The organism is Sinomonas gamaensis, from assembly GCF_005876955.1.
In the GTDB taxonomy this organism is placed as follows: Bacteria; Actinomycetota; Actinomycetes; order Actinomycetales; family Micrococcaceae; genus Sinomonas; species Sinomonas gamaensis.
Genome location: NZ_SSCL01000003.1, coordinates 391,036 through 410,536, shown reverse-complemented (window position 1 = coordinate 410,536; position 19,501 = coordinate 391,036). Strand labels below are relative to the sequence as shown.

Here is a 19,501-nt window from a genome sequence, read left to right as displayed (position 1 = left end):
AGTCTGATGGCCGACGCTTGAGGAGGACGCCATGACCACGGCTGATTACGGCTATGGGCCGGGGGCCCGCCATCAGGATGTCGAGCTCGACGAGGAGAAGTGCTGGGCTCTCCTCGGATCGTCGGGGATCGGGCGGTTCGCGTTCACCGGCGAGGGCCGCATTCAGGTCTTCCCAGTTCACTATGCCGTCCTCCGGGGCGATGTCTACTTCCGCACGTCTCGTGGGGGAGTTATCGCGGCGTCGCTGCCGCAGGACGGCATAGCGCTTCAGATCGACTCGGTCACGCCGAGTCTGCAAGCGGGGTGGTCGGTGCTCGTCTCGGGCTCGGCTACTTCCGTCGAGGATGAGTCCCTGCTCACGGAACTCTTCGGAGTGGCAGCCGAAGAGCCGTGGGCAGGAGGCGTCCGCGACCACTTCGTGAAGGTCCAACCGAAGGAGCTCACGGGGCGCCAGGTATTCCTCTCGTGAGGTTTATCAAATCGCTTGACATATTAATCTCTCAGTAGTCCACTGGTACTGGATCGTCGCGCTGGGGAGCGATTCGTCGACCATCTGTCTCGAAGAGTCAGGAGCACAGCGATGGCTGATGTCGAGCCCCAGGTTAGCGAAGAGACCGCAGGAGAGGTTGCTGCGAGCGCCGAGCGAGGCGCATCCCACACCGTCCATCCCACCGCGCCCTACGGGTCCCCCGGAATGCATGGGCCGCAGCGCTCCGGCATCACGTGGTGGGAGGCGTGCGGCGGGTGGAGTTCAAGGTACTCCCTCAGCATCTAGGAATATGCCCGGGACGGGCCCGGGGGATACCGTTGACCCATGACCTCAACGACCGCCGCCGAATCGCCGCGCCCGACCAGCGCTGACCTGTCCCGTCCTGCCCGAGCCGTGAATCCCGAGATCGCCCGCTCATGGCTCCTGGTCAACGCGATGCGGCCCGAGACCTTCACCGAGGCATCGTCCTCGCGCGCCGATGCTGTGATCCTCGACATCGAGGACGCCGTGGACCCCTCGCACAAGGACGAGGCGCGCGAGAACGTGACCCAGTGGCTGCGTTCCGGGGGCGAGGCGTGGGTGCGCATCAATGACGCGACGAGCCCGTTCTGGGCCGATGACCTCGCTGGCCTGCGCGGTACGCCGGGGCTGCTCGGCGTGATGCTCGCCAAGACAGAGTCCTCGGACCAGGTCACGGAGAGCTACCACCGCATGGACGGGAAGATCCCCGTGATCCCGCTCGTCGAGTCCGCCGTCGGCATCGAGGAAGCCAATCACATCGCTAAGGCGCAGGGAGCCTTCCGCCTAGCCTTCGGCTCCGGCGACTTCCGGCGCGATACCGGCATGGCGGCGACGCCTGAGGCCATGGCCTACCCGCGCGCCAAGCTCGTCGTGGCGAGCCGGGTCGGCAATCTGCCGGGCCCCATCGATGGGCCGACCGTCGGCACGAACCACCCGATCCTGCGAGAGCAGAGCGCCATCACGGTCATGATGGGCATGACGGGCAAGCTGTGCCTCGCGATCGACCAGACCGTGGTCATCAATGAGGTCATCAGCCCGACCCCGAGCGATGTCGCGTGGGCCTCGGACTTCATGCGCGACTTCGAGGCCAACGGCCGCGTCATCCGGGACGGCTCCGACCTGCCGCGCCTCGGCCGCGCCGAGAAGATCATGAAGCTCGCCACCGCCTTCGGCGTCCAGCCGATCTGACCCGAACGTGCTGAACGACTTCTGGGAGAACGCCTCACCGCTCTACAGGAGGGTCGTGCTGTCCGGCATGGCCCTCTTGGGCGTGGGAATCATCCTCAACATCTCGGCGAACCTCGGACGCGTCGCGTGGCTGCTCTATGCGTCGCTCACGATTATCGGCCTCGGCTTGGTGACCCATCTCGTGGGGATCGGCATCCGCGCGCGTGACACCCGTCGTCGTCTGCGCGGTCCCAACCGCTAGGCTACTGGCATGCCCATCAACCCCGACCTGCAGGGCCGTGTCTACCCGCCCGCCGAGGTGTACGACGTTGCCCGCGAGAAGATCCGCGAGTTCGCCCACGCGGTGAAGGCCGTCCACCCCGCGCATTTCGACGTGGACGCCGCCCAGTCACTGGGCTACGCGGACCTTGTTGCGCCGCCGTCGTTCGCGATCATCGTGGCCCAGCGCGCGGATGCCCAGCTCATCGCCGATCCGGAGTCGGGGATCGACTTCTCCCGCGTCGTCCACGCGGAGCAGCGCTTCACGCACCACCGACCCATCGTGGCCGGCGATCGGCTCACCGCGGAGCTTCACGTGGATCAGGTCCGGGCGATGGGCGGCGGCGCCATGATCACGACGCGCGCCGAGATCGCCGCGGAATCCGGGGAGAAGGTGGCCACGACTACGTCGTCCATCCTGGTTCGAGGGGAGGGCCAATGACGGGAGGATCTGTGACCTTCGAGGAACTCGAGGCAGGCGCCGAGATCGGGCGCCGCGAGATTTCTGTGACACGCAGCGACCTTGTCAGGTACGCGGGGGCGTCGGGCGACTTCAATCCGATCCACTGGAACAACGACTTTGCGCTCGCAGTCGAACTCCCCGGCGTCATTGCCCACGGGATGTTCACCATGGGCGCGGCGGTCCAGCTCGTGGTCGATTGGGTCGCAGATCCGGGCGCCGTGGTGGATTATCAGACGCGCTTCACGAAGTCCGTGCCGGTGTCCGACACAACAGGGACGGACGAGCCGGGGGCACTCCTCGAGGTCGTCGGGACGATCGGCGCGCTCAACGCCGAGGCCCGCACCGCACGCGTCGACCTCATGGTCACTAACGCGGGCCAGCGCGTGCTCACGAAGGCCCAGGCCGTCGTCCGCCTCGCGTGACTAAGCTGGACCGGTGAGCCAGACCCTGCTGTCCACCCTGACCACCTCCGCCGTCGGCGGCCCGGCCGCGCGCTTCGAGGAAGCGCGCACCGAAGCCGAGATCATCGAAGCCGTCCGGACCGCGGATCAGGCGGCCGAGCCCCTCCTCATCATCGCCGGCGGCTCGAACCTCATTGTGTCCGACGACGGCTACCCGGGGACGGTCCTGAGGATCGCCTCGGAGGGGCTCGAGCTGGACTCGGCGGACGCGTGCGGCGGGGTGTCGGTCGGCGTCCAGGCGGGCCACCCGTGGGACGAGTTCGTCGACTACGCCGTGCATCACGCTTGGAGCGGGGTTGAGGCACTCTCCGGCATTCCCGGCTCCACCGGCGCTACTCCGGTGCAGAATGTCGGTGCCTATGGTTCCGACGTCTCCCAGACGATCTGGCAGGTCCGTACGTGGGACCGCGAGGCCCAGGCGGTTAAGACGTTTGTCCCCTCCGAGCTCAAGTTCGGCTACCGGGACTCCCTCCTGAAGCAGACGACGACGGCGGGCTCGCCGCGCTACGTCGTCCTCCGGGTCGACTTCCAGCTGGCGCTCGGACGCATGAGCGCGCCGGTGCGCTACGCCGAGCTCGCGCGGGCGCTCGGCGTCCAGGTGGGGGAGCGGGCGTCAGCCCTCGAGGTGCGCCGCGAGGTGCTGCGGCTGAGGGCCTCGAAGGGGATGGTCCTCGATCCCTCGGACCGGGATACCTATTCCACCGGATCGTTCTTCACCAATCCGATCCTTCCCGCTGCTACCGCAGAGGTGCTGCCCGAGGGGGCGCCCCGCTATCCTGCCGGCGACGGACTCGTGAAGACGTCCGCGGCGTGGCTCATCGAGCACGCAGGGTTCCCGAAGGGATACGGGCTCGAGGCCGACAGCGTCACCGGCGGCCGAGCCTCGCTCTCGACGAAGCACACCCTTGCCATCACGAACAGGGGATCGGCCACCGCGAAGGATCTCCTCGCGCTCGCCCGTGAGCTACGCGACGGGGTGCGCGAGCGCTTCGGCATCGAGCTCACGAACGAACCCCTGCTCATCGGCCTCGAGCTGTGAGCCAGCCGCAGTTCCGTCACGACGTGGCCGCAGCGGCGGTGCGGCTCTATGCGGAGCAAGGCTACGAGGCGACGAGCGCCGAGCAGATCGCGGCGGCAGCCGGGCTCTCGCGGAGCACCTTCTTCCGTCAGTTCCGCTCGAAGGAAGACGTGGTCTTCGCCGACCATGACGCGCTGCTCGAGGAGGCCGGGGCGTTTCTCGACGCCGATCACCCGGATCCGTGGGAAGCAGTGTGCCGTGCCGCGGAGCTCGTGTTCGCGCACTTCGGGGAGGAGCGGGATCTGGCACAGCTGCGCTATCAGGTCGTGAACCGGGAGCCCGGGCTGCGCGAGAAGGAGCTCGTCACCACGTTCCGCTACGAGGGGCTCTTCGAGCGGTACCTCCTTTCGGCCATTCCGGGTCTCGCCCCGCTCGATGCCGTGCGGTTCGCGGCGACGGTTGTGGCTACCCACAACTACTGCCTGCGCGAGCTCATGCGGGGAGAAGCGGGCATGGACGGCGAGCGCCTGCGGCGCGAGCTTGATGTGGTCCGCCGTCTCTTCCGCGTCCTCCCCGGCGAGGCGGGGGAGGACGTGGTGGTCGCCGTCTTCCCGCGCTCGGCCGCCCCAGTGGAGATCGCGAGACGGATCCGGGACACCTTGGAATCTTCTGAAACTTAGTGTCACTTGACCTGACACTCCGTTTCAGATAAATCTGACCTGTGCCCGATTACAACGTCTCCGCCGCCCTCGACACTGACTACTACTCGGTTTTCGCCGAGATCGACCCCGCTGATCGCGAGGTGTGGGGGAGAGCCCGGCAGTTCGTCGATGAGGCCCTGCCCCAGATGAACGACTATTGGGACCGGGCCGAATACCCCGTCCACTTAGTGAAGCGCCTGGGCGAGCTCAACCTGCTCACCGACGGGATCGAGGTGCCGGGGCTCGAGCCGATGAGTCCTCTGGCTGCCGGGCTCGTCAACATGGAGATCTCGCGAGGAGACGGGTCCCTCGGCACGGTGGTCGCCGTCCAAGGGGGCCTGGCCCTGCGGTCGATCGCCTTCCATGGCTCTCCGGAGCAGAAGGAACGCTGGCTGGGTCCCCTGGCCCGTGGCGAGGAGTTGGGGGCGTTTGCCCTGACGGAGCCAGATCACGGGTCCGACTCGGTGAGCCTCGAGACCAGGGCGCGGCGCGATGGCGATGAATGGGTCATCGACGGCGAGAAGAAGTGGATCGGCAACGGCGCGTCCGGTGGCGTCACCGTGGTCTGGGCCAGGGACGAGGACGGCGACGTCCGCGGCTTCCTCGTCGAGCAGGACACCCCGGGATACGAAGCAGAGGTCATCGAGGGAAAGGGCTCCCTGCGGGCGGTCCATCAGGCGCGCATTCGCCTCAACGGTGTGCGGATCCCGCTCGAGAACCTCCTGCCCGGCGCGAGGACCTTCAAGGACACCTCACGGGTGCTCGTGGCCACCCGCCTCGGCGTGGCGTGGTCTGCGCTCGGCCACGCCACAGCCGCGTACGAGGCTGCACTCAACTACGCTCAGGAGCGCGTTCAGTTCGGGAAGCCCCTGGTGAGATTCCAGCTCGTCCAGGACCGGCTGTCGCAGATGCTGGCCGAGCTCACGAGCATGCAGCTCCACTGCGTCCACCTCGCGCGGCTCGAGGCCCAGGGCAGGATGCGCCCGACCCAGGCATCGATGGCCAAATACCACAACACGCGCAAGGCACGCCTCATCGCGTCCACCGCGAGGGACCTGCTCGGCGGCAACGGCATCCTGTTGGAGAACCACGTGATCCGGCACATGATGGACATCGAGTCGATCCACACGTACGAAGGGACTGAGAGCGTCCAAGCGCTGCTCATCGGGCGCGACGTGACGGGCTTTGGAGTCTTTTCCTGATGGGGCCTTCTCCTGACCGTCAGGACTGATCCTGTCCGCAGCTGAGGGCATGATGGAGCCATGGACGGACGTGCCCACCAGAGCCTGAAGGCCACCCTGAACGCCCTCGCCCGGCTCCGCCTCGCGGCACAGGGGCTGGTTCCCGGCGCCGGGCTCCCCGTGGACTTGAGACCTGCCGATGATCCCGTGGCCGCCGTCCGACGCATGGGAGCCCTGCAGAGCCAAGACCTCGGTTCCGGGCTGCTTGCGGCTGCCGTTCGGACTCCCTCCGCTACCGCGTCAGACCTTGCATCAGCTCTCGCTGGCGGCGCCATCGTGCGCACGTGGACCATGCGCGGCACGCTCTTCCTGGTCCCCGCCGAGGACGTCCGGACCTTCGTCCGCCTCGCCGCCGACCGCGTCATGCGCTCCGCGGCGTCCCGCCATCGGGGCCTGGGGATCGCTGAGGAGGATGTCGCCGTCGTCCGCAAAGTGGCGGAAGAGCGCTTGGGCGGCGACCTCGGGTTGACGCGCGCCGAGCTGTTCGAAGCCTTCGAGGCCGCGGGCCAGCCGACGCGCAACCAGCGCGGCATCCATCTGCTCTCGATCCTGAGCCACCGGCTCGTGCTCGTCCAAGGGCCCCTGCGGGGGAAGCAGCAGGAGTTCCGTCTGGCCGACGAATGGCTGCCGACTGACCCGGGACTGAGCGGGGACGAGGCCCTCGAGTTCCTCGCGGCCCGGTACATCGCCTCCCACGGCCCGGTGGACGAGCGCGACTTCGCGTGGTGGCTCGGTCAGCCGCTCGGTGTGGTGAAAGGCCCCTTCCAGTCCGCAGCCCAGCGCGCTGTGGCGGTCGACGTCGACGGGCGCACCATGTTCTGCAGCCCGGCCGCTGGGGACCTTCTGGACACCAGGGTCGGCGCCCGAACCGTGGTGGCGCTCCCGGGCTTCGACGAGATGGCCATCGGCTACCCCGACCGCAGCGTGGCGATCCCGGACGAGTACCTCGAACGGATCATTCCGGGCATCAACGGGGTGTTCAAGGCGATGATCATGGTGGGCGGCCGCGCCGTCGGGACTTGGCTCAAAGGCGGGACGCCCTCCGCGCCGCGCATCCGGCCTGAGCTGTTCGAGGAGCTGCCGCCCACGACCGCCGCGGCTGTGGAGAAGGCGGCAGCCCGCGTCGAGGCGTACTGGAGGGGCTGACGCCGCGAGGGCTAGAGGGTGCCCGTCGCGATCTTCAGCATGCGGCGCAGGGGCTCGGCCGCGCCCCAGAGGAGCTGGTCGCCGACCGTGAAGGCCGAGATGTACTCCGGCCCCATCTCGAGCTTCCGGATGCGGCCCACGGGGATGTCGAGCGTGCCGGACGCGGCGACAGGGGTCAGCTGCTCCATCGAAGCCTGCTTCTCATTGGGCACCACGTGCGCCCACTCGTTGTCGGCGTCGATGATCCGCTCGATCTCGGCGACGCTGAGGTCCTCGCGAAGCTTGAGGGTGAGGGCCTGGGAGTGCGAGCGCATGGCGCCGATCCGGACGCAGAGGCCGTCCATGATGACGGGATCGATCGCGCCGCCCTGCTGGGTCCCGAGGATCTTGTTCGTCTCGACCCCGGCCTTCCACTCTTCCTTGGACTGGCCGTTGCCGAGGTCGGCGTCGATCCACGGGATGAGCGAGCCTGCGAGCGGAACCCCGAACTGGGTGGCGTCGACGCCGCCGCGCTGGGCCGCGAGCACCTTGCGGTCGATCTCGAGGATGGCCGACGCCGGGTCCGAGAGCTCTGCCGCGACCGCGCCGTTGAGCGTGCCGAACTGGGTGAGGAGCTCGCGCATGTGCCGCGCACCGCCGCCGGAAGCGGCTTGGTACGTCATGGACGTGCCCCACTCCACGAGGTTGTTGCGGAACAGTCCGCCGAGGCCCATGAGCATGCAGGAGACCGTGCAGTTGCCGCCGATGAAGTCCTTGACGCCCGAGGCAAGGCCCTCGTCGATGACCCTTCGGTTCACGGGGTCGAGCACGATGATCGAGTCGTCGTTCATGCGCAGCGTCGACGCGGCGTCGATCCACAGGCCGTCCCACCCGGCGGCGCGAAGCTGCGGATGGACCTTCTTCGTGTAGTCGCCGCCTTGGGCGGTGACAATGATCGGCAGCTTGGCGAGCGCCTCGACGTCGTAGGCATCCTGCAGCCTTCCGGGGTCACCGCCGGCGGAATCAGCAAACGCGGGCGCAGCGCCACCGGCGTTCGACGTCGAGAAGAACACAGGGTTGATCGAGGCGAAGTCGCCCTCGTCCTGCATCCGCTCCATGAGCACAGAGCCCACCATGCCGCGCCAGCCGACAAAGCCCACCGAAGAAGTCATGGTTTCCATTTTACGGGCAGCGTTCACGCGCGCGTGAACTCGACGAAACGGTAACGCGTGGCCGTCCGCGACTCGTGCCAGCCAGCCTCAGAGGGATCGGCGGACTCGACACGCCACTCGGGCCCCAATTCCGGCGCGAACGTGTCGCCGCCCACGGCGAGATCGAGAAAGGTCACCACCGCGCGCGCAACCTCCGGCCTGCCGAGCGCCTGGGCGAACAGCTCGCCCCCGCCGATGAGCCACGTGAGCTCCCCGCCGGGAGCATCGGAGGCCTCCTTGAGCGCGTGGTCCAGGGAATGGACGACGACGGCGCCCTCCGCCTCCCAGCCGGCCTGCCGGGTCACCACGATATTGGTCCGCTCGGAGAACGGCCGGTATCTGGACGGGATGGAGTCCCACGTCTTGCGCCCCATCACCACAGGGTGGCCCTTCGTCACCGCCGCGAAATGGGCAAGGTCCTCGGGAACGTGCCATGGCATTCCGCCGTGATCCCCGATGACGCCTTCTTTCGACTGCGCCCAGATCAGCCCCACGCTGCTCATACGGCGACCGGGGCCTTGATCGCGGGATGCGGGTTGTAGTCGAGGATCTCGAAGTCCCCGAATTCGTAATCGAAAATGCTCTCAGGCTTGCGGTTGATCTTCAGCCTCGGGTAGCTCCGCGGTTCCCGGCTCAGCTGCTCCCGGACCTGCTCGAAATGATTGCTGTAGATATGGCAATCACCGCCCGTCCAGATGAATTCGCCGGGCTCGAGGCCGAGCTGGTCGGCCATCATGCAGGTCAGGAGGGAATAGGACGCAATGTTGAAGGGGACGCCGAGGAACATGTCGGCGCTCCGCTGGTACAGCTGGCACGAGAGCTTTCCCGGCGCACCGTCGCGTCCCGGTTCCACATAGAACTGGAAGAACGCGTGGCAGGGGGGAAGCGCCATCTTCGACACCTCAGCGACATTCCACGCCGAGACGATGTGCCGACGCGAATCAGGATTGCTCCGCAGGGATTCCATCACCTGTGAGATCTGGTCGATATGCTTCCCGTCCGGCGTGGGCCACGAGCGCCACTGCACCCCGTAGACCGGCCCGAGTTCGCCGTCGCGGTCCGCCCATTCGTCCCAGATGCTCACGCCCTGGTCCTGCAGCCAGTTCACATTCGAGTCGCCGCGGAGAAACCACAGCAATTCGACGGCCACGGATTTGAAATGGACCCGCTTGGTGGTGATCAGGGGAAAGCCATCCGCCAAGTCGAAACGAATCTGCCGGCCGAACACGCTTCGCGTGCCAGTGCCGGTGCGGTCCGCCTTGTACGTGCCGTTGTCGAAGACGTCGCGCAGCAGATCCTCATAGGGGGTCGGAATTGACATCGTCTCGCCTCGCTAGTCGTCGAAGGGTTTCAGCTGCTCGGCCGCGATGACCCGTGCCGGGCCATCGACCGCCACGTGGAAGACGAGCATCTCGCCCGGCGCCAAGTAGGGATCTTCGGCCGGAAGTTCGCTCTCCACACCAGGCTCGCAGCGCGCCGCGAATTCCGCCAGAAGTGTCGGGAGCACTGGCCGGTGGGTGCAGATTACAGCGCTTTTGCGCTTGTCGAAGAGTGCCGGGACGATCGCCGCCGCCTTCTCCGGCCGCCGCGAGTGCGAGGCTTCGGTGAGCTTGTCATTGACCCTCACCTTGACCTGGCCGCGGGCGGCGGAGAGGTAGGGCCGGACCGTGTCGACGCATCGCCGCCAGGGGCTCGTGACCACTCGCTCCGGTCGCCACACCATGAGCAGGCGTCCGACGGCGGCCGCCTGGCGAACACCGGACGCCGCGAGAGTGCGGTCGCCCTCCGCTTTGGTCCACGAGGCTCGGGGCTTGGCCTTCGCGTGCCGCAGCAGGATGATCGGGCGCGTGTCGAGTTCGCCCCGGCGGTACGCCTCGGCAAGCCACCGGAGTGGAAGGACATCGGTGGGGTTGGACAGCAGGGTCGACGCCTCTTCGACGTCGCACCAATGCGTGGTGTCGACCTCGGACCCATCAGGGCGGACGACGGCGGACTTGGGCACCTTGAGCGCCCAGTAGTGGACGAGCTTGAGGCCAGCGGTCACCCGATAGCTGGTGGCCGGGAGGGGGATGCCCAGCCGCCCTTCGACACCTACCTCTTCGCGGACCTCACGCACGGCGCATTCGGGCATCGTCTCGCCTCGATCGAGCTTCCCCTTCGGCCACGACCAGTCGTCATAGCGCGGCCGGTGGATCAGGAGCACCTCCAGGACCCCCTGCCGGACCCTCCACGGAATCGCACCGGCCGCGTAGACCGCGACAGCTTCCCCGGACTGTTCGGCGAGGTTGTCGTCGAGACGGGATTGATCCGCCATCGTCACCGCATGGTCACGGTGCGCTGGCGCGTCCGGGAGGCCAGGAGCCAGGACTGGATGTCCTGAAGAGGGCGCCCCTCGGCATCCTGATGGTGCCGCGTCCACGTGCCGGTCTCGTCGAGGTGCCAGCTCGAGGTGCCGTCGTCGAGGTAGCGGTCCAACAGCGAGATGAGGTCGTTGATGTCCTCGCGGTTCCGAAGCTGGACGAGGGCCTCGACGCGCCGGTCCAGATTCCGGTGCATCATGTCCGCCGATCCGATGTAGACCACCGGGCTCCCGCCGTTCGCGAATGCGAACGCGCGGGAGTGCTCGAGGAACCGCCCGAGGATCGAGCGCACCGTGATGTTCTCGCTCAGGCCCGGGACACCCGGCCGCAGCGAGCAGATGCCGCGCACGATGATGTCCACCTTCACCCCGGCCTGGGAGGCGCGGTAGAGGGAATCGATGATGGCTTCGTCCACCATCGAGTTGACCTTGATGACCACGCGGGCCCGAAGCCCCGCGCGAGCGTTCTTGATCTCCGTCTCGATCCGGTCGATGAGCCCCGAGCGCACCGAGCGCGGGGCGACGAGGAGTCGTTTGAACGTCGACTTGGGGGCGTAGCCCGAGAGCTGGTTGAAGAGCTTGGAGAGGTCCTCGCCGACCTGCTCATCGCACGTGAGGAGGCCGAGGTCCTCGTAGTAGCGGGCGGTGCGGGGGTGGTAGTTGCCCGTTCCGATGTGGCAGTAGCGGCGCAGGCCGTCGTTCTCCTGGCGCACCACGAGGGAGAGCTTGCAGTGCGTCTTGAGCCCCACGATGCCGTACACCACGTGCACGCCGGCCTCCTCGAGCTTGCGTGCCCACGAGATGTTTGCCTGCTCATCGAATCGCGCCTTGATCTCCACGAGCGCGAGGACCTGCTTGCCCGCCTCGGCCGCGTCGATGAGGGCGTCGACGATAGGAGAGTCACCTGAGGTCCGGTACAGCGTCTGCTTGATGGCCTGGACCTTCGGGTCCGCGGCAGCCTGCTCGAGGAACGCCTGGACCGAGGTCGAGAACGAGTCGTAGGGGTGGTGGAGGAGGATGTCCCGCCGGCGCATCGCTGCGAAGACGTTGGCCGCCTTGGCGGTCTCGGACTCGTTGAGGAAGCGCGAGGTATGGGCGAGATGCTTCGGGTAGTGCAGTTCCGGCCGATCGATGCTGCTGATCACCGAGAGGCCGCGCAGGTCGAGCGGCCCGGGAAGGGAGTACACCTCGGGCTCGTCGACGCCGAGCTCCCGCACGAGCAGCGCGCGGATATTCGGGTTGATGTCCGTGGTCACCTCAAGGCGCACGGGGGGGCCGAACCGGCGCCGGAGGAGTTCCTTCTCGAGAGCCTGCAGAAGGTTCTCGGCGTCGTCTTCCTCGACCTCGAGGTCCTCATTGCGCGTCACGCGGAACGTGTGGTGCTCCACGACCTCCATCCCAGGGAAGAGCTGGTCGAGGTGCACCGCGATGAGGTCCTCGAGCGGGATGAAGCGGGCGAGCCGGCCGGGGACGTTCCCGGCGCGCGGGCCGTCGACGGAGATAAGCCTGGGAAGCTGGTCGGGCACCTTCAGGCGTGCGAACAGGTCCTTGTCGCTGACAGGGTTGCGCACGACCACGGCGAGGTTGAGGGAGAGGCCCGAGATGTACGGGAAGGGGTGCGCCGGGTCCACGGCAAGCGGCGTGAGGATCGGGAAGACCTGTTCGGCGAACAGCGAGCTCAGTCGCTCGTGCTCGTTCTCTCCGAGGTCGTCCCACGCCACGAGCTGAATGTTGGCCTCCGCCAGCGCCGGCCGGATCTGCTCGTTGAACACGCGGCAATGCCGCTCTTGGAGCTCGTGCGCCGCAATCGAGATCCGGTCGAGGACCTCGTGCGGGCTCAGCCCGGCGGCCGAGGGAACCGCGAGGCCGGTGGCGATGCGCCGCTTGAGCCCGGCCACGCGCACCATGAAGAACTCGTCGAGGTTCGAGGCGAAGATCGAGAGGAAGTTGACTCGCTCGAGGAGGAACAGATCGGGGTCTTCCGCGAGTTCGAGGACCCGGGCGTTGAAGGCGAGCCAGCTGAGCTCGCGGTCGAGGAAGCGGTCGGGGCCGATCTCGCCCTCGGGGGAAGGGCTCGGCAAGAACTGCGGAATATCGATGCGATCCTCGGTGGCCCGCGATGCGGGGACCTCGGATGAGCCGAAGACAGGTGTTGCACCGTCTGGTCGCGGCGCCGGCCGCGTGGACACGGCAACCGCAAGGTCTGCGTTCTGCGGCGCCAGTGCTGCAGGGCTCTGGTTCTGGGCTTCGGTCACTGTTCCTCCGCAGGAGCTCTCAGGTCATCCGGATCCAGCCTACACAGTCGTCGGAGCGGCCGGACCGTACAGCACATCCTTGTCCCAGAGGGTGAAGCCGAGCTTCCGATAGAGCGCGACGGCGGCCTCGTTGTCCGCGTCGGTGTACAGCATCACGGTCTTGAGCCCCTTGCCGTGGAGGTAGTCGATCCCCACCCGGGTCAAGGCGAGACCCAGCCCGCGGCCCTGCGCCGACGGGACGACGCCGACAACGTAGACCTCGCCGACCGCCCTGTGCTCGCCGTGGGCCGGGTGCACCTTCGTCCAATGGAAGCCGAGGATGCTGTCGTCGTCGTCCACAGCGAGGAAGAACCCCTCCGGATCGAACCACGGCTCTGCCATCCGCGCCTCGAGGTCACTGCGCCGCAGGGCGCCCTGCTCGGGGTGGTGCGCGAAAGCCGCGTGGTTCGCCGCGAGCCATGCTTCCTCGTCGAGGCCCGGCTCGAACGTCCGGATCCGGACGCCTTCGGGCAGGGTGGGCGCAGGCCCTTCGGCGTGCCTCACGAGCACCATCTTCCACAGCTCCCTGAGCGGCGTGTAGCCATACATCGCCGCGAGCTCGGCGGCGGCCTCATGGTTGCCGTGCGACCACGCCGTCAGCTCCAGGTCGCCGTCCGGTCCGCGGAGCTCCCTGATCGCCTCGATGAGCCGGACGCCCACGCCCTGGTTCCGATAGGTCGGGTGCACCGCGAGCTCCACGACGCCCGAGCCGTCCGGCTGGAAGGCAATCGCGGCCACTCCGGCCAGGTCTTCCGGAGCCGACGATCCCGAGGTGTCGTCCAAGGCGTGGACCGCGACCGTGAGGATCTCCTCCGATCGTGTCTCCGGCGAGCGCATCAGGACCGTGGTCTGCTCGGAGAGGGACGGGTTGCCGTCCGATTCCTCGGCGGCCGTCAGGAGGCCCTCGATCTCGGACCACAGGGCGCGGGGAACGCGGCCTTCGACGACCATGGCGGGCCAGTCCTGGGGGTATGCGCTCGTCATGAAGCTAGGCTAGCGGTTTTGCCCGCCGGGACACGCTTGTGTAGAGTGGGGAACCCGCGGCCGGGCAGGCCGCACGAGGGGGATCCACCAGTGGGGTGGCCGCGATACGTTCGACCCGTATGTCCTCCACAGAGACGAGAAGGGCCTCGCATCCAACCGGATGCGAGGCCCTTCCTCGTCAGGCGTCGCTGAGTTCGTCCTCGGTGAGGCGGGTGAGCGTGAGCCGGTAGCCCACATTGCGCACCGTTCCGATGAGACCCTCGTGGTCGGGTCCCAGCTTGGCGCGCAGTCGGCGGACGTGAACGTCCACGGTGCGCGTGCCGCCGTAATAGTCGTAGCCCCACACTTCGGTGAGCAGCTGCTGGCGCGTGAAGACGCGTCCAGGATGCTGCGCGAGGTACTTCAGGAGCTCGAATTCCTTGAAGGTGAGGTTGAGCGCTTCGCCGTTGACCCTAGCGGTGTAACTCGCTTCGTCGATCACCACGCCGGCGGCGCGGATCTCCGTCTCGGGCTCCTCGACGTGGGCCGTGCGCGAGATCGCCAGCCGGATGCGGGCCTCGATCTCCGCGGGCCCCGCGGATTCGAGCACGATGTCATCCACCGCCCAGGCGGCGGAGACCGCTGCCATCCCGCCCTCCGTGAGGATGAGCAGAAGGGGGGAGCTGAGCCCGGTGGCCTTGAGGAGCTGCGTCAGGGAGCGCGCCCCCACGAGATCCTTCCGGGCGTCGAGGAAGATGACGTCGGCCGGGTCGGCGTCGAGCAGGGCGGTGGGCTCGGCGGGCAGGATGTGAACCTGATGGTTCAGAAGTTCGAGGGCAGGAAGGACCTCGACCGAAGAGCCTCGGCTGTTGGTCAGCAGCAGGATGTGCGACATGGGTCCTCCCGAAGAGCAGGCTGCACAGCGTCGGGCAGGTCGTACTGATGCGGACGATTATACGGGGACGCCTGTGAAAGGATGGCAGCGTGAAGACGTGGATCGGCGGCGCGGCGGCTGCAGGCATCGGCGTTGTGGGAACCGCCGCCCTCGTCGCGTCCAGCCTCGGTGGGCCTTTTGCGCAGGCCGCAGTCGCTGTCGTCCTCTCGATTGCAGCCGGGTTGTGCTGGCCCACGTTCCTCGGAATCCCGGCGAAGCGGACCAACGGGATCATCCTCGCGCTCGCGGGTGCGGCGGCCGGCCTCTCAGCAGCCGCCGTCAAGGGACCCGAGTACCTCGAGTGGACTCCCGCCGTTGTCGCGGTGGGCATCATGGCGGTCATCGTGGTGCAGCTCCTGCGCGGCACCGGGCAGAGCCACCGGCTCGAATCCACCCTCGGCGCGAGCGCGGGAGTGCTCCTGTGCAGCCTGGGCGCAGGCTGGATCGCCACGGCCCGGTTCACCGGCATGGGTTCGATGCTGCTCGTGGCGGGCATCAGCACGGCCGTCGCCCTCCTCGTGGGCGCCATCAACTGGCCGGACACGATCGTTGCGCCTCTGGCCATCGTCTTCGCAGGCCTCGCGGCACCGCTTGCGGCCCTCGTCCTCACCGACGTCGCCGTGATTCCCGCCACAGCGACAGGCGCCCTCATCGGAGCGGTCCTCGCCGCGGTGCGCCGTCTGAACCGGACACGCTCCCGGCCCATGCCCAGAACGGGCCTTGTCGCGCTTGCCCTCGGGCCCGTGCTCGCCGTCGGTTCGCTCGCCTACTTCATCGACAAGCTCCTTATCTATTAGGAGCTACGATGGGCGCTATGTCTGTTCTTGCCTGGGAAATCCTGTTCCTCGTCCTCCTTGTCATCGCCGGCATCTCCATGGCGTGGTTCGCCGTCTACGCCATCCTCGGCCTCTTCCGCGGCCAGCGCTGACGCGGAGCCCGCTGTGCCCATTGAGATCCCCACAGGACTCACTCCCGAACTGGTCCCACTGTCGTGGCTGATCGGCGAGTGGGAAGGGCGCGGGCGTCTCGGCGCGGGGGAAGCCGGAGATGAGCACTTCGGGCAGCACGTCACCTTTGCCCACCATGGCTTCCCGTATCTCGAATACACCGCCGAGAGCTGGCTCTGCGACGAGAACGGCACACGCCTGAGGCCGCTCTCCGTCGAGACGGGCTTCTGGCAGCTGGACCGGCCGCTTCAGGACGCGGACGGCGGCCCGGGCTTGGCGCCGGCGGACATTGTCCCCGCCTACAAGTCGGCAGACGAGGTCGAAGCCCTCAGGAACACCGACGGCGGGTTCGACATCGTGGTGAGCGTCCTGCATCCGGGCGGGATTGCGGAGCTCTACTACGGGCAGATCAAGGGGCCGCAGATCCACTTGAGCACGGATGCGGTGCTCCGCGGCGCCCACAGCCGCGACTATTCGGCGGCCACCAGGATCTTCGGGCTGGTCAACGGCGACTTGTTCTGGCGCTGGGACGTCGCCTCGGGCGGGACCCCGCTTGCGCCTCATGCCTCGGCCATCCTGCGTCGCGTGGCGCCGCCGGAGAACCATCAGCAGCCCACTGAGTGACTTCCGGACTGAATCGGACCTGTTCGACGTTATGGCTTCTATGAGCTTCGTTTCACCCCTCCTCTCTCGCCCCGGGGCGGTCGCAGCGTCCGGCGCCGATTCCGGCGTGGCGGCGCACTACGGCGACCCCGTGCGCGAGCAGCGCGCCCTCGCGGAAGGCCGGGCCGCCGTCGACCTCTCGTTCCGCGGTGTGGTGACGGTCGCTGGCCCCGACCGCCTCACCTGGCTCACCACGCTCTCGTCCCAGCAGGTCGCGGGGCTCGTGCCGGGGGAGTCCGCTGAGCTGCTCCTGCTGAGCGTCCAAGGGCGGATCGAGTACGACGCACGGATCGTCGACGACGGCGAGCGGGCCTGGCTCCTCGTCGAGGCTGCCGAGGCGGAAGGGCTGGCCGCGTGGCTCGATTCGATGCGCTTCATGCTGCGCGTCGAGGTGGCGAACGTGAGCGAGGCATGGGGCGTCCTGGGAGCGACCCGGCGACTCGACGGCCTGACGGACATTCCCGGCGCTGGCCCTGTGTGGCAGGATCCCTGGCCGCACGTTGTGCCCGGCGGGTACAGCTACGCGGTGATTCCCGAGGACAGGCATCCCGGACTTGAGCGCCCGTGGTTCGAGCACCTGGTGCCGGCGGACCGGCTTGAGGAGGCCGCGGAGCTGCTCGACGCCGAGGGGATCGGGCTCGCCGGGGCCATGGCCGCCGACGCGCTGCGCATCGCCGCGTGGCGGCCGCGCGTCGGGTTCGAGACCGATGACAAGGTGATCCCCCACGAGCTCGACCTCCTCCGGACCGCGGTGCATCTCGCCAAGGGCTGCTACAAGGGCCAGGAGACGGTCGCGCGCGTGCACAACCTCGGCCACCCTCCGCGGCGCCTTGTCATGCTCCAGCTGGACGGTTCCGCGCACACCCTGCCCGCGATCGGCAGCCCTGTGTTCCTCACAACGGACGACGGCGCAATGAAGCCCGTCGGGCGGGTCACCTCGGCGGCGCTGCACTATGAAATGGGCCCCGTGGCGCTCGCCGTCGTCAAGCGGAACACGGATCCTTCGACGACCCTCGTGGTGAAGGGCGAGGCAGAGGGCGAGGAGTACGCCGCCGCCCAGGAGACCATCGTCGCGCCAGACGCGGGGCAGGTCGTCCAGCGGCCCTCAGGCCTCCTGCGCCACCCGTGACCGATCAGGGAGAAGCCATGACCGAGACCCAGCCCGAAGCCGGCCGACCGGACGACGACGTCGTCGAGCTCGCGTCCCGCCTGTTCGACGCCGCCCGTGCCGGGGACGAGCCCACGTTGCGGGCCTACCTCGAGGCGGGCGCGCCGTCGTCGCTCGCCAACCAGGCGGGCGATTCGCTCATCATGCTCGCGGCCTACCACGGCCACGCGGGCGTCGTGCGCCTTCTCGGCGAGCACGGCGCCGACGTCCAGGCACCCAACGACCGCGGCCAGACGCCGCTCGCGGGTGCCGTCTTCAAGGGGTACACCGATGTAGTCGACGTGCTCCTCGAACTCGGCGCTGATCCCGACGCCGGCACCCCCTCAGCCCGTCAGGCCGCGCAGATGTTCGGCCGGAACGAGCTGCTCCAACGCTTCAGTCTGTGAGCTTCGTCTCGGATTCCTCGTGACGGACTCCTGCGGACTGTGCCTGTCCTCAGGAAGTGAGACTCTAGTCCGGTGGAAAAGATAGAACGGCCGTGGGCCGCCCTCTGGTCCTTGGTCATCGGGTTCTTCATGATCCTCATCGACACGACCATCGTGTCGGTCGCGAATCCGGCTATCATGCGCGGCATCGGTGCTGACATCAACGAGGTCATCTGGGTGACCAGCGCCTACCTCCTCGCGTATGTGGTCCCCCTGCTCATCACGGGGCGCCTCGGCGACCGCTTCGGCCCGAAGAACATGTACCTCACGGGCCTCGTGATCTTCACCCTCGCCTCCCTGTGGTGCGGCCTCTCGGGAAGCATCGCCTCGCTCATCGCAGCCCGTGTGGTGCAGGGACTCGGGGCGGGCCTCATGACTCCCCAGACGATGGCGGTCATCACCCGCATCTTCCCGCCCGACCGCCGCGGTGCCGCCATGAGCATCTGGGGCTCGACGGCGGGTGTCGCCATGCTTGTCGGCCCGATTCTCGGCGGCCTCCTCGTGGACGGCTTCGGCTGGGAGTGGGTGTTCTTCGTCAACGTCCCGGTCGGCATCGTGGGCTTCATCCTCGCCTGGCGGCTCGTGCCGACGCTCAAGACCCACGCCCACCGCTTCGACTGGCTCGGGGTTGCCCTGAGCGGTATCGCGATGTTCCTCATCGTATTTGGCATCCAGGAGGGGCAGACCTACTCCTGGGGCACCATCACCGGGCCGATCAGCGTGTGGGGCCTGATCATTTCCGGCATCGTCGTCATGGCGCTCTTCGTCGTCTGGCAGGCCTTCAACAAGGCCGAGCCGCTCGTGCCGCTCGGCCTGTTCCGTGATCGGAACTTCTCCCTCGCGAACCTCGGCATCACCACCGTCGGCTTCACCGTGACGTCGTTCGGACTGCCGACCATCTTCTACTACCAGCTCGTGCGCGGCATGACGCCCACCCAATCGGCCCTCATGATGATTCCGATGGCCGTCCTGTCCGGCGGCCTCGCCCCGGTGGCCGGGAAGTTCGTGGACCGCGGTCACGCCAAGGTCATGAACATCGGCGGCATGTTCCTCTTCGTCGTTGCGCTCTTCCTCTACTCCGTGCTCCTCACGCCGGACCAGCCAATCTGGATGCTGCTCATCCCCGGAGCGGTCCTCGGCCTGGCGAACGCCGGCATCTGGGGCCCGCTCGCGACGCTCGCCACGCGCAACCTGCCGCCCCAGCTGGCAGGGGCTGGCTCGGGCATCTACAACACCACGCGGCAGATCGGCGGCGTGCTGGGCAGCTCCGCGATCGCCGCCCTGATCGAGGCCCGGCTCGCAGCCGACCTCCCCGCGCGACCCGGGGGAGGGGCAACGAACGGAAGCGCCCTCGCTGCGGGCCAGCTGCCATCGTTCCTCCAGAGCGGGTTCTCGACGGCGATGGCCGAGTCAGTCCTGCTTCCCGCCTGTGTGATCGCGTTGGGCTGCATCGTCGCGTTCTTCTTCGCGAAGATCAAGCAGGCGCCGGCTGGCGCACCGCAGGCCCCCGCCGAACGCGAAGCAGCTGACAATGTCTCGCGGCAGGAGGCGGAGCGCCCCTAAGGTGGGGG

21 protein-coding genes are annotated in these 19,501 nt (G+C 67.8%); 14 read left to right on the top strand and 7 right to left on the bottom strand.

What is annotated here, in order from left to right:
• Positions 1-31 precede the first annotated feature (31 nt).
• The 9 genes from E5679_RS06745 (at position 32) to E5679_RS06700 (ending at position 6,987) form a co-directional block, all read left to right on the top strand.
• Positions 32-469: a pyridoxamine 5'-phosphate oxidase family protein gene (locus E5679_RS06745; protein ID WP_138414285.1), complete on the top strand. Its 438-nt coding sequence runs from the start codon at positions 32-34 to the stop codon at positions 467-469.
• A gap of 345 nt (positions 470-814) precedes the next feature.
• On the top strand, positions 815-1,699 hold the full coding sequence (locus E5679_RS06735) for an HpcH/HpaI aldolase/citrate lyase family protein (protein ID WP_138414283.1): 885 nt from the start codon (positions 815-817) through the stop codon (positions 1,697-1,699).
• A gap of 7 nt (positions 1,700-1,706) precedes the next feature.
• A complete protein-coding gene (locus E5679_RS06730; protein WP_138414282.1) occupies positions 1,707-1,940 on the top strand; it encodes a DUF3188 domain-containing protein in 234 nt (77 codons plus the stop codon).
• Between the two features lie 9 nt (positions 1,941-1,949).
• Entirely contained in the window at positions 1,950-2,399 is a 450-nt protein-coding gene (locus E5679_RS06725) for an FAS1-like dehydratase domain-containing protein (RefSeq protein WP_138414281.1), read from the top strand.
• On the top strand, positions 2,396-2,842 hold the full coding sequence (locus E5679_RS06720; protein WP_138414280.1) for a MaoC/PaaZ C-terminal domain-containing protein: 447 nt from the start codon (positions 2,396-2,398) through the stop codon (positions 2,840-2,842). Before E5679_RS06725 ends, E5679_RS06720 begins: the two co-directional genes overlap by 4 nt.
• A gap of 13 nt (positions 2,843-2,855) precedes the next feature.
• Positions 2,856-3,920 (top strand): UDP-N-acetylmuramate dehydrogenase, encoded by a 1,065-nt coding sequence (locus E5679_RS06715; RefSeq protein ID WP_138414279.1) that lies wholly within the window; start codon positions 2,856-2,858, stop codon positions 3,918-3,920.
• Complete coding sequence (locus E5679_RS06710; RefSeq protein WP_138414278.1) at positions 3,917-4,579, top strand: TetR/AcrR family transcriptional regulator; 663 nt, start codon at positions 3,917-3,919, stop codon at positions 4,577-4,579. The genes E5679_RS06715 and E5679_RS06710 overlap by 4 nt, the downstream gene beginning before the upstream one ends.
• 41 nt (positions 4,580-4,620) lie before the next feature.
• Entirely contained in the window at positions 4,621-5,802 is a 1,182-nt protein-coding gene (locus E5679_RS06705) for an acyl-CoA dehydrogenase family protein (protein WP_138414277.1), read from the top strand.
• Between the two features lie 60 nt (positions 5,803-5,862).
• Positions 5,863-6,987: a winged helix DNA-binding domain-containing protein gene (locus E5679_RS06700; protein ID WP_138414276.1), complete on the top strand. Its 1,125-nt coding sequence runs from the start codon at positions 5,863-5,865 to the stop codon at positions 6,985-6,987.
• A gap of 11 nt (positions 6,988-6,998) precedes the next feature.
• Here E5679_RS06700 and asd read toward each other — a convergent pair whose 3' ends face one another.
• The 7 genes from asd to E5679_RS06665 form a co-directional block, all read right to left on the bottom strand.
• Entirely contained in the window at positions 6,999-8,138 is a 1,140-nt protein-coding gene (gene asd, locus E5679_RS06695; protein WP_138414275.1) for an aspartate-semialdehyde dehydrogenase, read from the bottom strand.
• 23 nt (positions 8,139-8,161) lie between these two features.
• The gene (locus E5679_RS06690) at positions 8,162-8,680 is read right to left on the bottom strand and encodes a dihydrofolate reductase (protein WP_138414274.1); all 519 of its coding nucleotides are present in this window, start codon (positions 8,678-8,680) and stop codon (positions 8,162-8,164) included.
• The gene (locus tag E5679_RS06685) at positions 8,677-9,498 is read right to left on the bottom strand and encodes a thymidylate synthase (RefSeq protein WP_138414273.1); all 822 of its coding nucleotides are present in this window, start codon (positions 9,496-9,498) and stop codon (positions 8,677-8,679) included. Before E5679_RS06685 ends, E5679_RS06690 begins: the two co-directional genes overlap by 4 nt.
• A 12-nt stretch (positions 9,499-9,510) precedes the next feature.
• Positions 9,511-10,491, bottom strand: coding sequence for an NUDIX hydrolase (locus E5679_RS06680; protein WP_138414272.1), 981 nt, complete (start codon positions 10,489-10,491; stop codon positions 9,511-9,513).
• 2 nt (positions 10,492-10,493) lie between these two features.
• The gene (locus E5679_RS06675; RefSeq protein ID WP_138414339.1) at positions 10,494-12,725 is read right to left on the bottom strand and encodes an RNA degradosome polyphosphate kinase; all 2,232 of its coding nucleotides are present in this window, start codon (positions 12,723-12,725) and stop codon (positions 10,494-10,496) included.
• 105 nt (positions 12,726-12,830) lie between these two features.
• Positions 12,831-13,814: a mycothiol synthase gene (mshD, locus tag E5679_RS06670; RefSeq protein ID WP_138414271.1), complete on the bottom strand. Its 984-nt coding sequence runs from the start codon at positions 13,812-13,814 to the stop codon at positions 12,831-12,833.
• Between the two features lie 178 nt (positions 13,815-13,992).
• The gene (locus E5679_RS06665; RefSeq protein WP_138414270.1) at positions 13,993-14,688 is read right to left on the bottom strand and encodes a winged helix-turn-helix transcriptional regulator; all 696 of its coding nucleotides are present in this window, start codon (positions 14,686-14,688) and stop codon (positions 13,993-13,995) included.
• Positions 14,689-14,777: 89 nt separating this feature from the next.
• On the opposite strand from E5679_RS06665, the gene E5679_RS06660 reads away from it, so the two are divergent.
• The 5 genes from E5679_RS06660 (at position 14,778) to E5679_RS06640 (ending at position 19,493) form a co-directional block, all read left to right on the top strand.
• Positions 14,778-15,524 carry a permease gene (locus E5679_RS06660; protein WP_249335991.1) on the top strand — a complete coding sequence of 249 codons (747 nt, stop codon included), beginning with the start codon at positions 14,778-14,780 and terminating at the stop codon, positions 15,522-15,524.
• A 144-nt stretch (positions 15,525-15,668) separates the two neighbouring features.
• Positions 15,669-16,298 (top strand): nitrobindin family protein, encoded by a 630-nt coding sequence (locus E5679_RS06655; protein ID WP_138414269.1) that lies wholly within the window; start codon positions 15,669-15,671, stop codon positions 16,296-16,298.
• Positions 16,299-16,338: 40 nt separating this feature from the next.
• Complete coding sequence (ygfZ, locus tag E5679_RS06650) at positions 16,339-17,466, top strand: CAF17-like 4Fe-4S cluster assembly/insertion protein YgfZ (protein WP_138414268.1); 1,128 nt, start codon at positions 16,339-16,341, stop codon at positions 17,464-17,466.
• A 17-nt stretch (positions 17,467-17,483) separates the two neighbouring features.
• On the top strand, positions 17,484-17,891 hold the full coding sequence (locus tag E5679_RS06645) for an ankyrin repeat domain-containing protein (protein ID WP_138414267.1): 408 nt from the start codon (positions 17,484-17,486) through the stop codon (positions 17,889-17,891).
• Positions 17,892-17,963: 72 nt separating this feature from the next.
• Positions 17,964-19,493, top strand: a complete 1,530-nt coding sequence (locus tag E5679_RS06640) for a DHA2 family efflux MFS transporter permease subunit (RefSeq protein ID WP_138414266.1) — start codon at positions 17,964-17,966, stop codon at positions 19,491-19,493.
• The last annotated feature ends 8 nt before the right edge of the window (positions 19,494-19,501 follow it).